The sequence below is a fragment of the Neorhizobium sp. PAMB6716 genome, assembly GCF_058242805.1.
Genome location: NZ_JBZAYW010000002.1, coordinates 74,518 through 96,078, shown reverse-complemented (window position 1 = coordinate 96,078; position 21,561 = coordinate 74,518). Strand labels below are relative to the sequence as shown.

General features: G+C 60.4%; 20 protein-coding genes. 13 read left to right on the top strand and 7 right to left on the bottom strand.

The window, feature by feature from the left end:
* The first annotated feature begins 131 nt into the window (after positions 1–131).
* Together mqo and AC4CWH_RS19030 are read left to right on the top strand one after the other, a co-directional pair.
* Complete coding sequence (gene mqo, locus AC4CWH_RS19035) at positions 132–1,844, top strand: malate dehydrogenase (quinone) (protein WP_491321920.1); 1,713 nt, start codon at positions 132–134, stop codon at positions 1,842–1,844.
* A 244-nt stretch (positions 1,845–2,088) separates the two neighbouring features.
* Complete coding sequence (locus AC4CWH_RS19030) at positions 2,089–3,348, top strand: NAD(P)/FAD-dependent oxidoreductase (RefSeq protein WP_491321919.1); 1,260 nt, start codon at positions 2,089–2,091, stop codon at positions 3,346–3,348.
* A gap of 201 nt (positions 3,349–3,549) precedes the next feature.
* Here AC4CWH_RS19030 and dhaL read toward each other — a convergent pair whose 3' ends face one another.
* The 5 genes from dhaL to AC4CWH_RS19005 all read right to left on the bottom strand — a co-directional run bounded on the left by dhaL (position 3,550) and on the right by AC4CWH_RS19005 (position 9,012).
* Complete coding sequence (gene dhaL, locus AC4CWH_RS19025) at positions 3,550–5,442, bottom strand: dihydroxyacetone kinase subunit DhaL (RefSeq protein WP_491321918.1); 1,893 nt, start codon at positions 5,440–5,442, stop codon at positions 3,550–3,552.
* Positions 5,385–6,206 carry a sugar phosphate isomerase/epimerase family protein gene (locus AC4CWH_RS19020; RefSeq protein ID WP_491287538.1) on the bottom strand — a complete coding sequence of 274 codons (822 nt, stop codon included), beginning with the start codon at positions 6,204–6,206 and terminating at the stop codon, positions 5,385–5,387. The genes dhaL and AC4CWH_RS19020 overlap by 58 nt, the downstream gene beginning before the upstream one ends.
* A 58-nt stretch (positions 6,207–6,264) precedes the next feature.
* Entirely contained in the window at positions 6,265–7,023 is a 759-nt protein-coding gene (locus tag AC4CWH_RS19015) for an SDR family NAD(P)-dependent oxidoreductase (RefSeq protein ID WP_491321917.1), read from the bottom strand.
* Between the two features lie 76 nt (positions 7,024–7,099).
* Positions 7,100–8,146 (bottom strand): transketolase family protein, encoded by a 1,047-nt coding sequence (locus AC4CWH_RS19010; protein ID WP_491321916.1) that lies wholly within the window; start codon positions 8,144–8,146, stop codon positions 7,100–7,102.
* An 11-nt stretch (positions 8,147–8,157) separates the two neighbouring features.
* Positions 8,158–9,012, bottom strand: coding sequence for a transketolase (locus AC4CWH_RS19005; protein ID WP_491321915.1), 855 nt, complete (start codon positions 9,010–9,012; stop codon positions 8,158–8,160).
* Between the two features lie 309 nt (positions 9,013–9,321).
* On the opposite strand from AC4CWH_RS19005, the gene AC4CWH_RS19000 reads away from it, so the two are divergent.
* From AC4CWH_RS19000 to AC4CWH_RS18950, 11 genes are all read left to right on the top strand, one after another.
* A complete protein-coding gene (locus tag AC4CWH_RS19000; RefSeq protein WP_491321914.1) occupies positions 9,322–10,299 on the top strand; it encodes a TRAP transporter substrate-binding protein in 978 nt (325 codons plus the stop codon).
* Between the two features lie 2 nt (positions 10,300–10,301).
* On the top strand, positions 10,302–10,868 hold the full coding sequence (locus AC4CWH_RS18995; protein ID WP_491321913.1) for a TRAP transporter small permease: 567 nt from the start codon (positions 10,302–10,304) through the stop codon (positions 10,866–10,868).
* Positions 10,865–12,124 (top strand): TRAP transporter large permease, encoded by a 1,260-nt coding sequence (locus tag AC4CWH_RS18990; protein ID WP_491287546.1) that lies wholly within the window; start codon positions 10,865–10,867, stop codon positions 12,122–12,124. Before AC4CWH_RS18995 ends, AC4CWH_RS18990 begins: the two co-directional genes overlap by 4 nt.
* An 8-nt stretch (positions 12,125–12,132) precedes the next feature.
* The gene (locus tag AC4CWH_RS18985; protein WP_491321912.1) at positions 12,133–13,020 is read left to right on the top strand and encodes an NAD(P)-dependent oxidoreductase; all 888 of its coding nucleotides are present in this window, start codon (positions 12,133–12,135) and stop codon (positions 13,018–13,020) included.
* 89 nt (positions 13,021–13,109) lie between these two features.
* The gene (locus AC4CWH_RS18980) at positions 13,110–14,084 is read left to right on the top strand and encodes a LysR substrate-binding domain-containing protein (protein ID WP_491287550.1); all 975 of its coding nucleotides are present in this window, start codon (positions 13,110–13,112) and stop codon (positions 14,082–14,084) included.
* A 279-nt stretch (positions 14,085–14,363) separates the two neighbouring features.
* The gene (locus AC4CWH_RS18975) at positions 14,364–15,104 is read left to right on the top strand and encodes a FadR/GntR family transcriptional regulator (protein WP_491287552.1); all 741 of its coding nucleotides are present in this window, start codon (positions 14,364–14,366) and stop codon (positions 15,102–15,104) included.
* Positions 15,105–15,168: 64 nt separating this feature from the next.
* The gene (locus AC4CWH_RS18970; protein WP_491321911.1) at positions 15,169–15,489 is read left to right on the top strand and encodes a cupin domain-containing protein; all 321 of its coding nucleotides are present in this window, start codon (positions 15,169–15,171) and stop codon (positions 15,487–15,489) included.
* Between the two features lie 174 nt (positions 15,490–15,663).
* A complete protein-coding gene (locus AC4CWH_RS18965) occupies positions 15,664–16,686 on the top strand; it encodes an ABC transporter permease (RefSeq protein ID WP_491321910.1) in 1,023 nt (340 codons plus the stop codon).
* Complete coding sequence (locus AC4CWH_RS18960; RefSeq protein WP_491321909.1) at positions 16,686–17,570, top strand: ABC transporter permease; 885 nt, start codon at positions 16,686–16,688, stop codon at positions 17,568–17,570. The genes AC4CWH_RS18965 and AC4CWH_RS18960 overlap by 1 nt, the downstream gene beginning before the upstream one ends.
* Before the next feature lie 4 nt (positions 17,571–17,574).
* Positions 17,575–18,411: an ABC transporter ATP-binding protein gene (locus AC4CWH_RS18955; RefSeq protein ID WP_491321908.1), complete on the top strand. Its 837-nt coding sequence runs from the start codon at positions 17,575–17,577 to the stop codon at positions 18,409–18,411.
* Positions 18,411–19,172: an ABC transporter ATP-binding protein gene (locus tag AC4CWH_RS18950; protein ID WP_491321907.1), complete on the top strand. Its 762-nt coding sequence runs from the start codon at positions 18,411–18,413 to the stop codon at positions 19,170–19,172. Before AC4CWH_RS18955 ends, AC4CWH_RS18950 begins: the two co-directional genes overlap by 1 nt.
* 27 nt (positions 19,173–19,199) lie before the next feature.
* On the opposite strand, the gene AC4CWH_RS18945 is transcribed toward AC4CWH_RS18950, so the two are convergent.
* The gene (locus AC4CWH_RS18945; RefSeq protein ID WP_491321906.1) at positions 19,200–19,730 is read right to left on the bottom strand and encodes a carboxymuconolactone decarboxylase family protein; all 531 of its coding nucleotides are present in this window, start codon (positions 19,728–19,730) and stop codon (positions 19,200–19,202) included.
* Between the two features lie 161 nt (positions 19,731–19,891).
* Positions 19,892–21,490, bottom strand: coding sequence for an ABC transporter substrate-binding protein (locus AC4CWH_RS18940; RefSeq protein ID WP_491321905.1), 1,599 nt, complete (start codon positions 21,488–21,490; stop codon positions 19,892–19,894).
* Between the last annotated feature and the right edge of the window lie 71 nt (positions 21,491–21,561).

Genomic DNA, 21,561 nt, shown 5'->3' with positions numbered 1-21,561 from the left:
ATGGCATTTGTCATCTCCGTCCGGCAAACCGCACCAAAGAGCGCGACAGGACGTCGCGCGATGACTTGTCACTCTTGGGGCGACGATCAACGGCCATGCCGGTTGCCCTCAAACCAATTTCAAGGTGCAAGATGCCCCATACTCCCAAAATCATTTCGCCGTCAGTCACGGATACAAGAGGGCCGCTCCTCAATCGAAGACAGCTTCTCGGATCAGCCGCGACGGGCGCTGTGGCGCTGGGGGCCTCCTCCCTGCCGGGCTTTGCGCAATCCACGGACAAGTCCGTCGATGTCGTGCTTATCGGCGGCGGCATCATGTCTGCGACGCTCGGCGTGGTTCTCAGCCAGCTGGAACCGGGCTGGACGATCGAGATGATCGAGCGGCTGGACGAGGTTGCCATGGAAAGCTCGAACGGCTGGAACAATGCCGGCACGGGCCATTCCGCACTGGCGGAGCTGAACTATTCGCCGATGGATAATAAAGGCAATGTCCACATCGAAAAGGCGCTGGAGATCAATTCGGCGTTCCAGATCACCCGGCAGTTCATGGCGCATCAGGTGGATCTCGGCGTCCTGAAGAACCCGCGCTCCTTCATCAATTCGACGCCGCACATGAGCTTTGTCTGGGGCGATGCGAACACGGAGTTTCTGGCCAAGCGGCATACGGCGCTGAAGGCGAGCCCGCTATTTTCCGGCATGCAGTTCTCAACCGATCACGGCAAGATCGCTGAATGGGTGCCGTTGATGATGGAGGGCCGAGACCCGGCGCAGAAGCTGGCCGCCACCTGGAGCCCGCTCGGCACGGATTGCGACTGGGGTGAAGTGACGCGCCAATATATCGCCCATCTGACCAATCACCCGACGTTCGGCTTGCATACGTCGAGCCAGGTGCAGGACATCCAGAAAAATGGCGATGGCACCTGGAGCGTAAGCTACGCCAACCACAAGGACGGCACCTCGCATACGCTGAAAGCCAAATTCGTCTTCATCGGCGCAGGCGGCGGCGCCCTGCATCTGCTCCAGATGTCGGGCATCCCGGAAGGCGATGCCTATGCGGGCTTCCCCGTCGGTGGTTCCTTCCTCGTCTGCGACAAGCCGGACATTGCAAACCGCCATCTCGCCAAGGCCTATGGGCAGGCATCGACCGGCGCTCCTCCGATGTCCGTTCCGCATCTGGATACCCGCGTATTTGACGGAAAACGCCATATCCTGTTTGGGCCGTTTGCGACCTTCTCGACCAAGTTCCTGAAGGAGGGCTCGCTCTTCGATCTGCCGGCGACCATCACGCTTGAAAACCTGTGGCCGATGCTCAAGGTTGGTTATGACGAATTCGATCTGGTGGAATATCTGGCCGGTCAGCTTCTCTTGTCGGATGAAGACCGCCTGACGAGCCTGCGCGAATATTTCCCCGATGCCAAGGCTGAGGATTGGCGCTATTGGCAGGCTGGGCAGCGCGTTCAGATCATCAAGCGCGACCCTGAAAAAGGCGGCGTTCTGAAGCTTGGAACGGAAATCGTTGCCTCCAAGGACGGCAGCATTGCAGCACTGCTGGGTGCCTCGCCGGGTGCATCGACCGCTGCCCCCATCATGCTTGATCTGCTCAAGAAGGTGTTTGCCGAAAAGCTCGCGACCCCCGCATGGCAGGAAAAGGTCCGCGCCATGGTGCCGACCTACGGCATTAATCTCAATGAGAATCCGGATTTGCTGGCAAGGGAATGGGCAGCCACCGGCGAGCGTCTTGAACTTTCCATCGCGCCGCCCGCCATCAATGCCACGGTGAACACAAAGCCGGGCATCGTCGCACCGGGCGGCGAACTCAAGCAATTACCGGATATCGCATTGTAGGCGCAAGGCAACTGGCGTCTGCCGGGCCTGCGGACAAAGCCAGGCCGGTGGTGGGCAGAATGGGTTGGCTTCAGCGCAAGCCAGCCCTTTGCGGCGGTACAGCGGGTTGAGGACATCGACCTGTCACTTGCTTTCCGTTGTGTCCGTCATCGGTACTGTTCATCGGCTGATGCTGTGCATACGATGGAACGAGGGCAGCTTAGACAAGGTGGGCTGCCCTTGAAAGAAAACGGAAGGGTCGGTTATGGGTGAACATCACGTTGTTGTTGTTGGCGGCGGCTTTGGTGGGCTGCAGCTCGTAAACGATCTGAAAGGAAGCGGTGCGCGCATTACGCTGATCGATCGGCGCAACCATCATCTTTTCCAGCCTCTGCTGTATCAGGTCGCGACCACTATTCTTTCCACCTCGGAAATCGCGTGGCCCATTCGCCATCTTTATAATGATCGTCCAGAGGTTTCGACCTTGCTCGGCGAGGTCAACAGCGTCGACACCACAGGCAAATCGGTGACGCTTCGCGACGGTTCGCGGGTGGCGTATGACACGCTCGTTCTCGCGACCGGGGCAACACATGCCTATTTCGGCCGGGATGAATGGGAACCCGTGGCACCAGGCCTCAAGACGCTGGAGGATGCCACGACCATCCGCCGACGCCTGTTGCTGGCCTTCGAACGTGCTGAAACCACGACAGATCCTGCCCTGCGGGAGGCACTGCTCACCTTCACCATCGTTGGTGCCGGCCCGACCGGCGTTGAGCTGGCCGGCATTATTGCAGAACTCGCGCACAAGACACTGCCCAGCGAGTTCCGGTCGATCGACACACGCAAAACCAAGGTGATGCTGGTTGAAGCGGGTCCGCGTGTCCTGGCAGGCTTCTCACCGGATTTGTCGGCCTATGCGCAAGGGGTGCTGGAAAATCTGGGCGTCAGTGTCCTGGTTGGAAAACCGGTTACCCAGTGCTCCAGCGAAGGCGTGCAGGTCGGCGATGAATTTATTGCCTGCCGAACGATCGTCTGGGCGGCTGGCGTGCAGGCGTCCGCTGCGGCGCAGTGGCTCTCCATTCCCGCCGACCGGGCCGGCCGTGCCATCGTAGCCAAGGATCTGACCGCACCGGGTTTGGCGGATGTCTTCGTCATCGGTGATACGGCCTCGGTTTCGCAAGACAATGGCGCCGCCGTTCCCGGCATTGCACCCGCTGCCAAGCAGCAAGGGGCCTATGTCGCGAAGGTCATCAAGGCAAGGCTGAAGGGCGCGCCCGCGCCGCAGCCTTTTCGTTATCAGCATCAGGGCAGCCTTGCCACGATTGGCCAGCGCGCAGCCATTGTGGATTTCGGCAAGGTCAAACTGACCGGGAGCATTGCCTGGTGGATATGGGGCCTTGCACATATCTATTTTCTCATCGGCACCCGCTCAAGACTTGCCGTGGCCTGGAGCTGGTTGTGGATCTACCTCAGCGGCCAGCACAGCGCGCGCCTCATCACGCAGAAGGAAACGCTCCGGGAATAGCCGCGCCAAATTTTTTAACCGCGGCGACGACGTTCCTCGGGCCGTTGCCGTAACGGTCGGCGCCCATCGATGGCGAATGCAAGAAGCATCCGCGACCGGGACGGCATGTGATCCGCCGTTGATGCCAGCCAGCGTCCGTCTGGCAACAGGTCAGGCGGACATGACGTGCCAAAGCTGATGCTGATCCCGGCTGACTGCTGGTTATCTGCTCAATGCCCCGGCCATGGCGCGCAACGTCAGATAAGCAGATGCTGCCCCCGGATCGACATGGCCGACAGAACGCTTCCCGAGCTTGGCGGAGCGGCCGCGCCGGCTTTCGATCTCGGCGGTGTAGTCCATACCAGCTTTGGCCGCATCGCAGGCCGCCTGCAGCACTGTCAGTTCGTCCGCACCCTCTTCTGAAGCACGCAGAGCGGCTTCCGCAGCGGGCATCCAAGCGTCGATCATGGTCTTGTCACCCGCTTGCGCACCACCCCGCACCAAAATGCCGTCGTTCATGCCCTTGATCCAGGCTGCCATGGCATGGCCGTCAAGATTTAGCCGGTTCGCAACGGCTGCGGCGGCGCCCCGGAAGGCACTGGCATAAAGCGGCCCTGATGACGCCCCGACGGCCGTGAGAAAGGCCTGCGCACTTTCTTCGCAGATTTGCGCGATGAGCGCATCAGGTGGTTGACGGTCGAGCACCTGGCCAACCGCCGTCCAACCAATGTCCATGGTGATGCCGTGATCGCCGTCTCCGATGACACCGTCAAGCTTTGAGAGCCAATCCTTCTCTTCATGAATGACAACTGCGACCGACCGCATCATCTCAAGAAAGACACCCGGCGTCACACGGCCGCCAGCCTCAAGGCCAGCACGATCAATGGCGGCAACATCCTCTACCGCCCGCACCGCTCGTGCGGTTCGATGCCCACCGGATCGCGCCGCCGCGGGAAGACCAACGGTCAGCGCCAGCGTCCGGCAGGGATGATCCAGCAAACGCGTCAGTTGATCGTCGAGCTTGAGCAGCGTCACCGATGCACCGGCCATTTCCAACGATGTGGCATATTCACCGACCCAATTAGCATGAATGTTGATGCCCTTGGCATCAAGGATCTGCTTGACGCGCCGGAAGATCAGGAACAGTTCCAGCTGCGTTGTCGCTCCAAGCCCGTTGACCAGTACCGCAACACGGTCTGCCTCTCGCAACTCCAGTTCCTGCAGGATTGGCTCCATCAGCACATCTGTCACGTCATCGGCAGGTGCTAACCGTTCACGGCGCATGCCCGGCTCGCCGTGAATTCCCATTCCGATTTCCATGTCTTCTGCACCGATCTCGAAGTTTGGCGTGCCGGTCTGGGGCAAGGAGCAGGCTCCCAGCGCCACACCCATCGAGCGGCACCGGTCATTGGCAAGACGCGCGAGTTCCGCGACCCGTTCAAGCGGCTCGCCGAGATCGGCCGCGGCGCCAGCACATTTGAAGACGAAGAAATCGCCGGCGACACCCCGGCGCTCACCGCGACGTGACAAGGGCGCGGATGCGACATCATCGCTGACGGCAATCTGGCGAACCGGCGTGCCTTCTTGCTCCAGCTCTTCGGCGGCCATCGTGAAGTTGAGAACGTCGCCGGTATAGTTGCCGTAGAGGAACACGACGCCTGCACCGCCGTCGGCCGCACGCCCAGCATCAATAATCTGTTGCGGTGACGGGGACGCAAAAACATTGCCGACTGCTGCGGCATCCGCCAGACCTTGTCCGACATATCCGGCGAATGCAGGCTCGTGGCCGGAACCGCCGCCGATGACAATACCGACCTTGCCGTCTCGGGGGCCGTGACGCGCAACAACGGCACGACCGGTTTCGCCCTCAAGGCACAGGATATCGGGATAGGCACCGACCAGCCCCTCGATAAACTCGGGAATGATGTTTTCGGCGGCATTGATGAGTTTCTTGGTCCTGATACTCATGGCTTTGAGCAATCCTTCTCGGCGCGCAGCATCGCCATCACAGCGACAACAGGCACAAACATTGATGGCGAATTGAAACGGGCTGCCGCCTAGGCAACGCTCGTCGGCACAAGCCGCCTGGCGGCAGCGACGCTGCGGCCCAACCATTCATGCTCCAGGCGGCACGTTGTCTCCATGTCATGGGCCTGCGGCAGCCAGTGCTCCAGAATGCAGCTCATCTCGGCCGGGCAATGCGAGAGGCAGGCGAGAATCTCGTCGATCTCCGCCCTGCCCTCACCCAGTGGCGTGCCGTGGATGCGAAAGCCGACGCCATAGGGATCCGGCGTGATCTGGTAGTCCTTGAGATGCAGATTGATTGCATAGGGCGCCAGCATCCGGACCGTGGTCATTGGCCATTCGCCGGCACAGATGGAGTTTGCGACGTCCAGGCAGACGCCGAGCGCATCATCGGAGACGGTATCCAACAGTTCCACCATGCGGGACGACGGATAATTGAAATGGTTCTCGATGGCAAAGCGGAGTCCGGCCTTTTTTCCGTCCGGCAGAAGTTCGCGGATTTGAGCTGCAAGCTCCGATACGGGAATAAGTGCATCTTCGGCATCGAGTGCCACGCGCAAAATCTTTGACCCGATGCGCTCGCCGATCGGGATATAGCGCGCCAGTTCCTCGGCATCGAAGGACTGCGTGCCCAGTTCGAGCGCCATGCCGTAACTGTCTGCACGCGCCTTGAGCGCCAGATGCTCCTCAGCCGTCAATGTGTCCAGCGGCAGATTGTCGGCATATTGCACGAGCGCAAGGTCATGCCGATGCGCAATCTCCAGCACGTCCATGGCCGTCATCGGTTTTGCCGGCTGCTGATCCTTGATGCCGATTGACCAGCGGAAGGCATAGCTTCCAAGTCCGATTTTCATGCGTTCCTCCCGAGAACGGAGCGCTGGACCGGCATGGAAAACCGGTCCAGCATCTCAATCAATGGATCAGCGAGCCGCCGTTGACATCGACTTCGGAGCCCGTCACGTAGGCAGAGAGATCGGAGGCGAGGAAGAGCGCGCAACCGGCAACATCGTCTGCGGTGCCCGGCCGGCCCATGGGAATGCCCGCCTTGATTTCTTCAAGCTTGTCCGGGGTCAGAAGACCCGCTGTGATGTCGGTGGCAATGAAGCCTGGGCAAATGGCATTAACGCGGATATTTGCAGGCGCCAGCTCTCGCGCCATTGCCTTGGTAAGGCCGAGCACGCCGGCCTTGGCCGCAGAGTAATGCGGGCCACCAAAGATGCCGCCGCCACGCTGCGCCGATACCGAGGACATGTTGACGATCTTGCCCTGCATGCGCTCGCGCATGTGCGGAATGACCGCCTGGCTGCAGTAGAGCGTGCCGCGCAGATTGACGTCGAGGACAGCATCGTAATTGCTTGGCCCAATATCCATGATTTTCAGCGGCTGGGTGATGCCGGCATTGTTGACGAGAATGTCGATCTGGCCCCACTGAGCGATCAGCGCGTTAAAGACCTTCTGGGCGCCTTCCAGATCCGTGACGTTGCAGGCCATGCCCACATGCTGGGGGCCGAGATCGGCGGCGGCCACCTTTGCTGCTGTCTCGTCAAGATCTAGAATTGCGACAGTCGCCCCATGCTCGGCAAACAGCCGGGCTGTGGCCTTGCCCAACCCACGTTTTGACGCCGCACCCGTGATGACTGCGAATTTGCCCTCAAGCAAAGCGATACCCATTTATGTCTTCTCCCTCTGGTCAGAACGTACCGCCACACGCGGGCCCGGTACGGAAATGCGTTTGATTTTGAATGTGTCAGAGCCAGCCACGGATCTGGCGGATCATCGCAGCGGTCGAAATTCCGTAGCGATCGTGCAGGCTCGGCAAGGCCCCTGCATCCAGAAACTGGTCCGGCAGCCCGATCATGCGGAACGTCGGCGTCACCCCGTTAACCAGCAATGTCGTGGCAACTGCCTCTCCGAGACCACCGACGCGGCTGTGGTTTTCGGCCGTGACAACGAGACGGCCGCCTTTGCCCGCCTCCGATAGAATGGTCGCCGTATCGAGCGGCTTGATCGTCGGGCTATGCAACACGCCAACCGACAGGCCGTCCTTTTCCATCTCCACGGCCGCATCCAGCGCCCGCATGGTCATGAAGCCGGATGAAATTACCAGCGCATCCGTTCCATCGCGCAAGAGCTTCGCCTTGCCGATCTCGAACGTGTAATCCGGGCAATGCTTTCGAATAACGGATGGCACCTTGCCACGCAGTAGGCGCATGTAGACCGGGCCGTCATGCGCCACCATGGCAGGCACAGCTTGCGCAACATCGATGGCATCGCACGGATCGATGATGGTGAGGTTGGGCAGGCCGCGGAAGATCGCCAGATCCTCCGTCGCCTGATGGCTGGGGCCGTAACCGGTCGTCAGGCCCGGCAAGGCGCAGACGATTTTCACCGGCAGATTTTCCTCAGCAATCGCCATGGCAATAAAGTCATAGGCCCGGCGCGATGCAAAGACGGCATAGGTTGTGGCAAACGGAATAAATCCTTCGCGCGCCAGTCCGGCGGCCGCTGAAATCATTACCTGCTCGGCCATGCCCATCTGATAGAAACGGTCCGGAAAAGCCTCCGCAAAAACATGAAGATCGGTGTATTTCGCCAGATCGGCCGTGAGGCCAACGATTCTGTCATTGCGCCTGGCCTCGGCAACCAGCGCATGGCCAAACGGGGCGGAAACGGCGTCATATCCCTCCGCCGATAGCGACGCGATCATGGCGGAGGTGCGAACGGCCTCGCCGCTGTTTGGCGCAGTTCGCGGTTCCCACTTGCGGTGCGGGTCGTAATTCTGTTTCGTGTTCATGATTGTCTCCCTCATTCCGGCCGGTTCGCGTCCAGGACGGCGAGTGCTTTTTGCCACTCGTCGGCCTCCACCCGCACGAAATGGGCCATCTCACGCGCCTCCAGGAACGGGATGCCCTTGCACATCTGCGTATTGCAGATGATAGCGCGTGGCTTGGCGTCCTTGAGGGCGCGCGCAGCATCGAACGCAGCCACCAGCGCGTCCATGTCATTGCCGTCGACGCGTTGCGTGTGCCAACCGAAGGCGGTCCATTTGTCTGCAAGCGGCTCGGCGCACAGCATTTCGGTGGACTTGCCGTCCGCCTGCTGATCATTGAAATCGATGATGCAGATGAGGTTGTCGAGCTTGTGGTGGGCAGCCGACATGGCGGCTTCCCAGGTGGAGCCCTCGCCCAGCTCGCCGTCCGACATCAGGTTGTAGACGAAAGCTTTGTTTTTCTTGGCCTTCAGGCCGAGCGCCATTCCGACGCCAATGCCAAGGCCCTGCCCCAGCGAGCCGCCGGTAATTTCCATGCCGGGCGTATAAGCGGCCATACCGGACATCGGCAGCCGGCTGTCATCCGTTCCATAGGTTTCCAGTTCCTGCTCAGGCAGAATTCCGGCCTCGATCAAGGCGGCATAAAGAGCGATCGCGTAATGGCCGATCGACAGGAGAAAGCGGTCACGCCCCTCCCATTCCGGGTCTTCGCGTCGATACTCCAGCGCATGGAAGTAGGAGACGGCGAGCACATCGGCGACGCCGAGCGCCTGGCCGACATATCCCTGTCCCTGAACCTCACCCATGCGCACCGCCTTGCGGCGGATTTCCCAGGCGCGGCGCGCAAGGCTCATGTTCGACAGGTCTGTCGCCTGAATTTGGCTGGTCATGTTTCCTCCCTCACAGCGTCGACGCAAAAACGAGCGCCTCCATGGCAATTTCTGAACTCAACTTGCCCATGCCGGCAATTAAGAAAAACGAACGAGTTATTAAGGAGAACTTAGATGACGCCGTTGCGCAGATGATACAGGCTCATGACAGGGAGAGCGGGGAGGACGCCTGCCATGTGCCGTACCCAGGCTGGAAGGGTTTAAGTTTCAGAGCCGTTTCGGCTATGTCGCTGACGGGCAGCGCCTGCAGGTATCAGGAGAAGATCCTCGCAAACCGGACTATGAAATATGTTCTCAGGGAGGAGACACATGAATATCCGTCATATTATTGCAGCGACCGTCTTGTCGCTTTGCGCAAGCCATGCTGGCGCGCAGGAATTCCAGCTGTCGCACAATGCGGCCGCCGGAAACCCGAAGGACGTTGCGTCGCAGAAATTTGCAGAACTGGTGGCTGAAAAGTCCGGTGGTCGCATGAAAGTGTCGGTCGGTGGCAGCGCCCAGTTCGGCGATGACGCCGAAACCATCACCAACATGCGCCTGGGCACCATCGCCTTTTCGGCCAACTCGCAGGGCACCACTTCGGCCGTCGTGCCGGAAATTGCGCTTCTCGGTCTTCCTTTCCTGTTCCAGGATCTGAAGCAGGCGGAAGCCGTCATGGATGGACCGGTCGGCGACAAGATTGCAGCCGCCGCCAATGCCCAGGGCCTTGTGGTCCTGTCCTGGTGGAACAACGGCATCCGCGAAACGTCCAATTCCAAGAAGCCGATCCGGGTTCCGGCAGATCTTGCCGGCATGAAAATCCGCACGCCGCCGGATCCGATGACGGTAGACATCTTTGCTGCGCTCGGCGCCTCGCCGACCCCCATGGCTTTTTCCGAACTCTACATCGCGCTGCAGCAGGGCGTCGTCGATGGCCAGGAGAACCCGCTGATCAACATCTTCTCCTCCAAGCTGCATGAAGTTCAGCCGTATATCTCGATGACCAACCACAAATACGAGGCGACGCCTTTCCTCGCTTCGAAGATCGTCTTCGACACCCTGTCGGCGGAAGATCAGAAAATCATCCGCGATGCTGCCAGGCAAGCGGGCGAACTGAACCGCAAGATGGTGCGTGACCAGACCGAAAAGCTGCGCGGCGAGATCGAGGCGACGGGCGTCAAGTTCAACGATATCGATCCTGCAGCCTTTGTCACAGCAACCCAGCCTGTCTACGACAAGTGGCGTCAAAAATACCCTGATTTGGTCGATGAACTCGTGGCTGCTGCCAAGCAGGCCGCAGGCAAGTGACCATGACGGATCATCTCCACACGGAAAATGCCAAGACGGGGAACCACCCCGTCCTGGCGATTGCCAACGGGATTGGCTTTCTGATCGAGCGCATCGCGATGGTGTCTGCAATCGCCTGCGTCGTTGCCATCTTCATGGCTCTCATGCTTGAGGTGGTCATCCGCTACGTGACCCAATCGGGGCTTGGCTGGCCAAACGAAGTGCCCAACCTGCTGTTTCCGTGGCTGATCATGGGCGGCATCGTCCTTGGGGCCATCCGCGGTTCGCATATTGCGGCGGAGGCCATCCAGGCCTTCCTCAGCAAGGCGCAGTTGCGCGTGCTGTTGATGGCTATCCATCTTCTGGTGGCCATCTCCTTTGGCTATCTTGGTTATCTGTCACTGCAGGTGATCTCGATTACCAAGGCGCAGGTCTTCCCCATGACAGGCCTTGGACAGGCCTGGGCCTATTCGTCGCTGCTGTTTGGCTTCTGCGGTATCGCGATTGCATCACTCGTCAATCTCGTGCGCGTTGCCTTTAGCGACGATCCGGAAAACCTTCATCAGCCAGAAGCGGAGCACACGATATGACCGCGATCATGACCGGCATCTTCGCAGTCCTGCTGGCGATTTCAACGCCGGTGGGCTACGCACTGATCATTGCTGCGGGCGCAGCCATCCTCTGGCAGGGCGGCACGCCCACCGTGCTTGCTGTCGTGAAACTGTTCCAGCCGACCCAGAGCTTCCCGCTGCTTGCCATTCCTTTCTTCATCCTGTCCGGCTCGCTGATGATGTCGGGTACGCTCGGCCAAAAGCTCGTGCAGTTCGCAGCCAAGCTCGTTGGCCGCTTCCACGGCGGCATGGGACAAGTCACCGTGGTTGGTTCCACCATCTTCGGCGGCGTCTCGGGCTCCGCCGTTGCTGAAGCCTCGGCACTCGGCACCATGCTGATCCCCTGGCAAAAGAGAGAGGGTTACCCGCCTGCCTTTGCCGCTGCCGTCACCGCATCATCCTCGACAATTGCGGGGCTGATCCCGCCGTCCATTCCCCTGATCCTGTATTCAACGGTTGCCAACGCCTCGATTGCCAAACTGTTTTCGGCAGCTGTTCTGCCCGGACTGCTGCTTGCCTTCGGCATGATGCTGGTCTGCTACTTCTCCGGCCGGCTGCGCAATTTTCCGCGCCTGGCAGCCAACCGTGACCTCACCTCGTTTGGCCGCTCTGTCGTTCTCGCCCTGCCGGCGCTTGCCATGCCCTTTTTCATCGTGCTGCTTCTGCGCGCCGGCATCGCCACGCCGACGGAGGTCAGCGTCATTGCGGTGTTTTATGCGCTGGTCGTCAGCCTGCTCATCTACCGGGACCTCACCTGGCATCGCATCTATCAGGCGCTGGTCGGCACCGTCACCACCACAGGCGTGGTGATGCTGGTAATCGCTGCGTCCAGCCTTGTCGGTCATGTGCTGATCACCGAACGCGTGCCAACCATTGTGGCGCAATGGGCTCAGCAAACGCTGGTCAATCCTTTCCTGATCATCCTGATGATGAATATCATCATGCTGGTCATCGGCATGTTCCTCGATCTTCCTGCCGCCATCCTGCTGCTCGGCCCCACATTCGTGGCGATCGGCCAGTCCATCGGCATGGATCCGATCCAGCTGGGTGTGATGATCTGCATCAACCTGTCCATCGGCCTGTTCACCCCGCCAATTGGCACAACACTGTTCATCGGCGCGGTCATCGCCCGAGTGCCCATTGGGGCGGTGGTCAAGGAACTCTGGCCCTTCTACGGGGTCGCCCTCGCGGTACTCGTGCTGATGTCATACGTCCCCGCACTGACATTCTACTGAGGCGCACCATGACAGAAAAAAAGACAATCGCGTTCGTCGGTCTGGGCTCCATGGGCGCGAAGATGGCCCACAATCTGGTGAAGGCCGGCCATACTGTTCGCGGCTTCGACATGCGGAAGGAGGCCATGGATGCACTGGAACAGCAAGGCGGTATGCGTGTAGAGACGTTGACGCAGGCCTGCACGGATGCAGACATTCTCGTGCTGATGGTGGTCAATGCCGAGCAGGCCCGATCGGTGCTGCTGCAGGACGGGGCGCTCGCTGCCCTGCCCCATGGCGCACATATCTGCCTGATGGCCACCTGCCCGCCGGACGATGTGACGCGGCTTGCCGGTGAACTTGAGGGATGCGGCAGGGTCCTCGTCGATTGCCCTGTGTCCGGTGGTGTCGTGGGTGCGCAAGCCGGAACATTGACAATCATGGTCGGCGCACCGGAGGCGGCCTTTAATGCCGTCTCGCCGGTCCTCAGCGCGATGGGGGACAAGCTTTACCATTGCGGGCCAAAGCAAGGCCAGGGTGCGGCCGTCAAGGCGATCAACCAGCTTCTTTGCGGGGTGCATCTGGCTGTGGCCGGTGAGGCAATGGCGCTGGGTGAGAAAGCCGGTGTCGACACCAAGGTCCTCTTTGAAATCGTGTCGGGCTCGGCGGCCTCCAGCTGGATGCTGAGGGATCGAGGGCCACGTATGCTGATGGACACGCCGCCGGTTACCAGCGCTGTGGACATCTTCGTGAAGGATCTTGGTATTGCGCTCGCCGCCGGACGCTCCGCATCCATGGCGCTACCGCTCGCAGCGGCTGCGCATCAAATGTTTCTGGCGGAAAGCGGCAGCGGCAACGGATCGGCTGACGACAGCCAGGTGGTTGCCGCTTACCGACGTCTGAACGGCCTCTCTTGACACGCTCAGTGCGCGCGGCTCATAGACAAAACGCCCGCGCGCCTGTTGCTTTGGCACGAATGGTTTGAAGCTTCACAGCGGAGGCCGGCTTGCCGATCAATCCCAACCTCAATTCCCTGGCCTATTTCGAAGCGGTTGCCCGCACCGGCCGGGTGTCGCTGGCGGCTGTGGAACTGGGTGTCTCGGCAGCGGCCGTCAGCCAGCAGTTAAAGCAGCTGGAAGAACAATGGGGCGTCCGGCTGTTCAAACGCGAAGACCGCCGCCTGACGCTGACCATCGACGGCGAAATGTTGTTCCAGACAACGACAACGGCCTTTCGGATGATCCGCGGCGCGCGCTCGGCCGTTCTGCGCCAGCACAACAGCCGACAACTGAACATTCGCTCAAGCCCCAGCTTTGCGGTTCGCTGGCTGACGCCGCGCCTCAAAGGCTTTCTGGATGCCAACCCGGACTGGGGCGTGCGGGTCGATGCAACACCGGATTTCTCCAATTTCGAGACAGAAATCGTCGATCTCGATCTTCGCTACGGATCCGGCGCCTGGGAAAAACTCCACACCGAATGCATCATCAATGACTTCGTGCTGCCGATGTGCAGCCCCGAGTATCGGGAGAAGATCCGGACCTTCAGCGATGATCCCGTTCTGCAACTGTCTCAGGCACGGCTGGTCCATTCGGTAAAAGCACTCTACCAATGGGACGTCTGGTTGATGGTTCACGGGATAGATCCGCCGACCGAGCAGGCGCCGCTTCGCTTCGATCGCTCGTCCATGGCGATCCAGCTCGCACGAGATGGCGCTGGCATCGTTCTTGATTCGGCAACGCTTGCACAGGAAGATCTGGAGCGTGGAACCCTGGTGCCCTTTTCCACGGCCTTCGATGTGGTTGAATTTCCGGCCTATTGGATCGTATGCCCCTTACGCCACACAAACAGACGCCCCGTCAGCCTGTTCACCGATTGGATCCGCGCAGAGGGGACGAAATTTGATCAGGCTGCGCGGCAATTGCTTGAAAACCTTGGCTGCACCTTCCGCATGGCCCGTGAGGAAGAGCCCGGCCGCTTGTAGCGCGCTGACCGATCCAGATCCGGCTTTCAGTATCCTACGCTCATGCTGGCCGGTCGCGTGTTCCAGCGCATGAAAGCAAGGGTATGCTGAGATCAGTCTCCGTTACAACAGCGACTTGATATCCCCCACATCCGCAAAGCACGTACAAGACAGCCTGTGGGTGCCCGATAGGCGGCCTCATCGTCGCCTTGCAAATCCCGCGACAGACAGAACAAACCCTTGGCAGGCCATCCGGAAGTCGATAATCTTGCCTGACAGGTAACAGAATGTGGGGACGTGATGGCGCGCGAAGGCCAGCAGGGGCAGTCACTGGCATCCAAGATCAGTGCTGCGCTGCGTCAGGATCTTGTTTCGGGGGTGTTTCGCCCGGGCGACCGCCTGCCCAGCGAAAGCGCGCTGACCCGCGACTATGCCGTGAGCCGCACCGTCGTGCGCGAAGCCATTGCAATCCTGCGGGCCGATGGGCTGGTGGAGGCACGAAAGGGTGCTGGCGTTTTTGCGCTGGAAGTTCAGCGCGAATCGGAGCGGCCCTTCAACGACCTTGCCACCCGGCGTATCTCTTCGGTGATCGAACTTCTCGAGCTTCGCACCGTATTCGAGGTCGAATCCGCCGCACTGGCAGCTCTTCGACGGTCCGCCGCTCAAATTGAAGAGATTCTGGATGCACACCGGATCGTCGGGCAGTGTCTGAGCGACGGCGCGCCGACACGAGACGCCGACTTCAACCTGCATTTCGCCATTGCCGAAGCCACGCAAAACCGTCGCTTTCCGGAGTTTCTGCAGTTGATCCGCACCGGCATCATCCCGCGCGGCGATCTGCAGGGAGAGGCGCCGGGTGCCCGGCCGAAGGATTATAACCTTCATCTCCAGGAAGAACACGGGTCCATTGTCGATGCCATCATCGAAGGCGATGCAGATGCTGCGCGTATCCACATGAAGGCCCATCTGCGCGGCAGTCTGGAGCGTTACAAGGCCCTGCTGCGCTCGCAGCGGCCGGAACGGGCACCGCAACCGGCGTGAGCGACAGACTTGTCAGGTATCTTTTAAAGCATGTATGATATCAACATCCACATGCGAGGAGACCATGATGACGTTACCGACCTTTCCCCCAGCCCATCCCGACCCCGGCGTGACGCGTCGTATTCTGGCCGAAAGCCCGGACCTGATGGTCGTATCCTTCCGCTTCGAGACCGGCGCGGAGGGCAAACTTCACAGCCATCCGCATGTTCAATCAACCTATGTCGCCAGCGGCCGCTTCGTGTTCTTTCGGGATGGAACTGCGTATGACCTCACCCCCGGAGACAGTCTCGTCATCCCAGGTGGTGTGGAACATGGCTGCCGCTGCGTGGAAGAGGGTGAATTGATCGACAATTTCACCCCGCGCCGCGACGACTTCCTGGCCTAGAAAAGAAGGCACCTGTAACCGATCGCGATGCCGTCTTGAGCGGCAGCGCGATCAATGTCTCATCCGGGCCCGCACGGCACCTTTCGGACAGAGTTGACACTTTCAAACGCTTGTGACAGGTTAGGCATAGTTGTCTGACAGGGAGCATGTGTTCGGTCAATGTTTGGAGGAGCCATGTCATTCAGTCGCCTGCGGCTCGCCGGTGCTGCCGGTCAGCTTGGCAGTATTGCCATCACCCTTCTCGGCCTGTTGATGCTGACCTTTTTCATCGGCCGCCTGATGCCGGCCGATCCGGTGCGCGCCATGGTGGGGGAAGATGCCACGCGCGAAACCTACGAGCAGGTTTATACGTCTCTGGGGCTGGATCGTCCCCTTTATGAGCAGTTCGTCTATTACCTCGGCGATGTGCTGACGGGGGATTTCGGCACCTCGATCCGCACCGGCCAGCCTGTCATCCAGGATATCCTGCATGTGATGCCGGCCACGATCGAACTGGCCACCTTCGCCATCGTCATCGGGGCCGTGCTTGGTGTGTCCATGGGTGTCCTGGCGGCTGTGAACAAGGATCGCTGGCCCGATCATCTCGTGCGTGTCTTCAGCCTCTTTGGCCACTCCATGCCGATCTTCTGGACCGGCATGATCGCGCTCATCGTCTTTTACGCCCATCTCGGCCTCGTCGGCGGCAGCGGGCGCATGGACCAGTTCTATATCGGCCTTGTCGAGGAGCGCACCGGCTTCCTGTTGATCGACAGCCTGATGGCCGGGGAAATGGACGTCTTCTGGTCGGCCCTCAACCACCTGATCCTGCCGGCCGCCCTGCTTGGCTATTCGTCCTCCGCCTATATCACGCGCATGACCCGCAGCTTCATGCTGGACCAGCTGGGTCAGGAATATGTGACCACGGCCCGCGTCAAAGGCCTGTCGCAGCGCCAGACCATCTGGTTGCATGCCTTCGGCAATATAAGGGTGCAGCTGGTCACCATCATCGCGCTTGCCTATGGTTCGCTTCTGGAAGGTGCCGTGCTGATCGAGACTGTCTTTTCCTGGCCGGGCTTTGGCCAGTACCTGACCAGCAACCTCATCATCGGCGACATGAACGCCGTGATGACCTGCGTGCTGATCGTCGGCGTCATCTTCATCGGGCTCAACCTGTTGTCCGACCTTCTCTATCGCATCTTTGACCCCAGGACACGCTGATGACTGTCAACACGCACACCCGCAGGATGCCCGGCTGGCTGATGGCGCTGAACAACATCGTCGTTTTCCTGTTGCGCAGCCCAACCTCCGCCTTCGGCCTTGCCGTTCTGGCGGTCCTGATCCTGACGGCGATTTTTGCACCGCTGATCGCCACCCATGATCCTTACGTGCAGGCACTCGGCAATGTGTTGCAGCCGCCGGGCAACGACCATCTGTTCGGCACCGACGAACTGGGTCGCGATATCTTCAGCCGCCTTGTCTACGGCGCCCGCATCACGCTCACCATCATCTTCCTGGTGTCGATCGTCGTCGGGCCGATCGGTCTCGTCATCGGTACCTCCGCCGGTTATCTCGGTGGCAAGTTCGACATGGTATTGATGCGTATCACCGACATCTTTCTTTCCTTCCCGAGCCTCATTCTGTCGCTCGCCTTCGTGGCAGCGCTCGGACCCAGCCTCAACAATGCGATCATCGCGATCGCACTCACCTCCTGGCCGCCGATTGCGCGGCTGGCCAGAGCCGAGGCGATGACCTTCCGCAAGGCCGACTATATTGCAGCGGCCCGCCTGCAAGGCGCCTCGACCAGCCGCATCATCGTGAAATCGATCATGCCGATGTGCCTGCCTTCGGTTCTCATCCGGCTGACGCTCAACATGGCAACCGTCATCCTGACGGCAGCAGGCCTCGGCTTTCTGGGTCTTGGCGCCCAGCCGCCGATGCCCGAATGGGGCGCCATGATCGCGACAGGCCGCCGCTACATGCTGGACAGCTGGTGGCTCGTCACCTTCCCCGGCGTTTCGATCCTGTCTGTCAGCCTTGCCTTCAATCTCTTAGGTGATGGTCTGCGTGATGCACTCGATCCAAAGCAGATGAACCGGAGGTAAGGCGATGGAAAAGACCATATTGGACGTCCAGAACCTGCGCATCCGCTATGGCGGCTCAACCACTGAGGCGGTGCGGGGTGTATCCTTCACGCTCGGGCGCGAACGGCTGGGCATTGTGGGCGAATCCGGCTCCGGAAAATCCACCGTCGGGCGTGCCCTGCTGCGGCTGCTGCCGGGCGCCACGATCACGGCAGACATGCTGCGCTTCGACGATGTCGACCTTCTCTCCTTGAGCGAGAGGGAGATGCTGAAGGTTCGCGGCCGGCGCATGTCGATGATCCTGCAGGACCCGAAATTCTCGCTAAACCCCATTCGCCGCGTGGGCGATCAGGTGGCGGAAACCTATCTGCGCCACTTCAAATGCAGCCGGCGCGAGGCGCATGAGAAGGCCGTTGCAATGCTGGAGGCCGTGAAGATCCGCGATGCCGAGCGGGTGTTCAAACAATATCCGCATGAGATTTCCGGCGGCATGGGCCAGCGCGTAATGATTGCCATGATGCTTCTGGCCGATCCCGATCTGGTGATTGCCGACGAGCCGACCTCGGCGCTCGACGTCACCGTGCGCCTGCAGGTTCTGACCATTCTTGATGGCCTGGTGCGCGACCGGGGCATCGGCCTGATCATGATCAGCCATGACCTCAATCTGGTGCGCAATTTCTGTGACCGCGTGTTGATCATGTATGCGGGCAAGGTGGTCGAAACCTTGAAGGCGGGTGAACTCGATCAGGCCCGGCATCCCTATACGCAAGGACTTCTGGCCGCCCAACCGCGCATCGGCGGCACACGTCAACCGCTGGCGGTGCTTGACCGCAAACCCGCATGGCTGGAGGAAAACGCCTGATGTCCGTTTCCGTCGAGGTGCGTAATCTCTCCATCAGCTTTGGGACCGGCGCAAGCGCCGTCAAGGTTCTGCCGGGCGTATCGTTCAACGTGGAGCGCGGTGAATGTTTCGGGCTTGTCGGAGAATCCGGCTCGGGCAAATCCACCGTCCTTCGCTGCGTCTCGCTGCTGACCGACTTCTGGAAAGGCGAGGTACTGATCGATGGCCGCTCGGTGCGGGATATGCCGCTGATCGAACGCTGCCGCACGCTGCAAATGGTGTTTCAGGACCCTTACGGATCACTGCATCCACGCCAGTCCGTGCGCACGGTGCTCAATGAGCCGCTTGTCATTCACAAGCTTGGCGACCGCGAAGAGCGCATGCGCCGGGCCATTACCGATGTCGGCCTGCCGGTCTCCTTTCTCGACCGGTTCCCGCATCAGCTGTCCGGCGGCCAGCGCCAGCGTGTTGCCATCGCGCGTGCGCTCATCCTTGAGCCGTCGCTGCTTCTTCTCGATGAACCGACCTCGGCGCTCGACGTCTCGGTGCAGGCCGAAATCCTCAACCTGCTGCAGCGCCTGCGCAATGAGCGCGGTTTTACCTATATCATGGTGACCCATGATCTGGCGGTAGTCGACCATATGTGCGACCGCTTTGCGGTGATGTTGCGTGGCGAAGTGACCGAGATCCTGCCACATGAAGCGATTGCCACGAACGGTGCAAGCCACCCCTATGCACGCGAACTGATCGGCGCATCGCTGGAATATGAAGGCATTCGCTGACGCGCCCTCTCCTTCCCCACCGCCGGATCAGGGACCGGCGGCGGCAAAGGGTTCCAGTTCCGCATCGAAGGGAACCTCGACCACATTGTTGAAGATCGCTGTCGCCAGCATGATGCCGGCGAGCGCCACAAGGTCCACCAGGATCTTGTGGCTGTAGCGCGACTTGAGATCCTTCCAGATATCGGGCGGGATTGCGCTGGAATTTTTCACAATCGCACGACCGAACCGATCCAGAAGCAGGTCCTCGTCACGCAGGTCCAGCGCATCGGGGTCTGCCCCGGAGAGCGTGATGGCGCGGCGAAAGAATGTAACGGCAATCTTCGACCCGGCCTCTTCGGAAATCGCCCGGCAAAACACCTGGATTGCCCGGTCGTCGACGTCAGGGATCAGCTCTGCCCGCAGCGTGAACCACTCGGCATAGATGCGATGGGCCTGCGGCGAATGGAGAAGCGTCCGCTTCATATTGGTCATGCGCCCGCGCAGGCGCAGTTCCTCGTCATGCGCCTCGCGAATGTCTTGAGGTGCGGTGTCATAGTCGATCATCGGAATGTGCGGCATGCAGAAGTCCGGCCCGTTTGCGTGTGCTGCGGCAAGACTTAAAGCGTCTTTGAGCGGGCGCAAGGCCGATCCATGCTGGGGACTGCGGATCCTCACGGAAAAAGGGACACGTGTCGCCACGCGTCCCTTTCGACAACCACCGGGCAGGAGGAAACGGCGGTTTATCTGTTCTTGGTCACGCCTTCGAAACGCGACAGCCAGGGGCTGACGATCATGCCGCCGATGTCGCTTCGGAATGCGGCCGTATCGACCACTTCCGAGAAAGGCTGGATCGGCATGACAAGCTCGTCCATATAGGCCTGCAGATCCTCATAGAGCTTTGCCTGCTTGGCGCCATCGCGCTCGACGAGTGCTGCCTCGATCATCTTGTTCAGCTTTTCATCCTGAAAACTCGTGCGCCAGCTCTGGTAGTTGGTGAGCTTTGCCTCGTCGGAATTGTTCGGATTATAGGCCATGGAGCGCAGGTTGTTGTCCGGATGCGGCTGCTGGCCGCCACCGCCGCGCCCGACCAGAAGCTCGAACTTGCGCTCGCGCATGGCCCCGTAGATCTGGTCGCCCGAGCCGCTGATCAGGTTCGCCTTGATGCCGGCCTGGGCAAGCGTGTTCTGGATGGCCGTCGCGGCCTTCAGGAACGGATCTTCGGAAAGGACACGCAGGGTCGTTTCAAAACCGTTGGGATATCCCGCTTCCGCCAGCAGTGCCTTGGCCTTTGCAATGTCCAGCGTATAGCCCTGGTCCGGCAGGGACCCCATCACGCCGGTGCTGAGCGAACGCTGGTGCAGCTTGCCGTAGAACGGCATGACGGCCTCATCCAGCCCTTTGTAATCGATGAGATAGCGTAGTGCCTCGCGCACCTTCTTGTTGGCGAACCGCTCATCCTTCATCGATACGGCAAGATAATAGAAGCCCGAACCGGGAACCGACGCAATCGAGATGGCCTTGTCCGCCTCAAGCGCCTTCAGGTCCGGCGCCTGAAGCGAATAGGCAACATCGATGTCACCCTTTTCGATCATCAGGCGCTGGGATTGCGATTCCGGCAGATGCCGCATCAGCACGCGGCGCATGGCAGGTTTCTGGCCCCAATAACCATCGTTGCGGGTGAGGATGATAAATTCGTTGGACTTCCACTGCGTGAGCGTAAACGGACCGGAGCCCGCCGAATTGGTGGTGAGCCAGGCGCCGCCGAGATCGCCATCCTTCTCGTTTTTCAGCGCCGTCTTGCTGTCGATGATCGAGCCCGGGCCGTTCTGGGCGAGGATCATCAGGAGCAGGTTGGGATCGTCCGCGCCCGGCAGGTTGAGGACGAAGGTATGGGCATCTTCGGCCACAAAAAGCGTGTCGGCGGCATCCAGCTTGAAGCCTCGCGTCTTGAGGAAGGAGGACTGAGCCAGATTGCGCACCAGAAGGCGCTTCAGGCTCCAGGCGACATCCTGTGCCGTGACCGGATTGCCGGAGGCAAACTTGGCGTCTTTGCGCAAATGAAAGCGGATCGACATGCGATCCTCGGCAATCTCCCATTTTTCCGCAAGCCGCGGCTGGAGATTGCGATCCTGCGGCGAGAGGGTGACCAGCGTATCGTAGACATTGTTCAGCACCTGCACCGTTTCCCGGCCGGTGATGGCTGCGGGATCAAGCGTCAGGATATTGCTCATGGTGGTGGCAACCACCAGCTGGTCCTTGGGCGTTTCGGCAAGGCCTGCCAGCGGCGAGACGCCCGACAGAAGTGCGGCAAGCGCAGCGGAGATAAAAAACTTCTTCATGCTTCCTCCCTTTCGGCCCCACTCCCTGATGGCGGCCTTTGACATGGCGATCCGGCGGCTACTCCTCCACG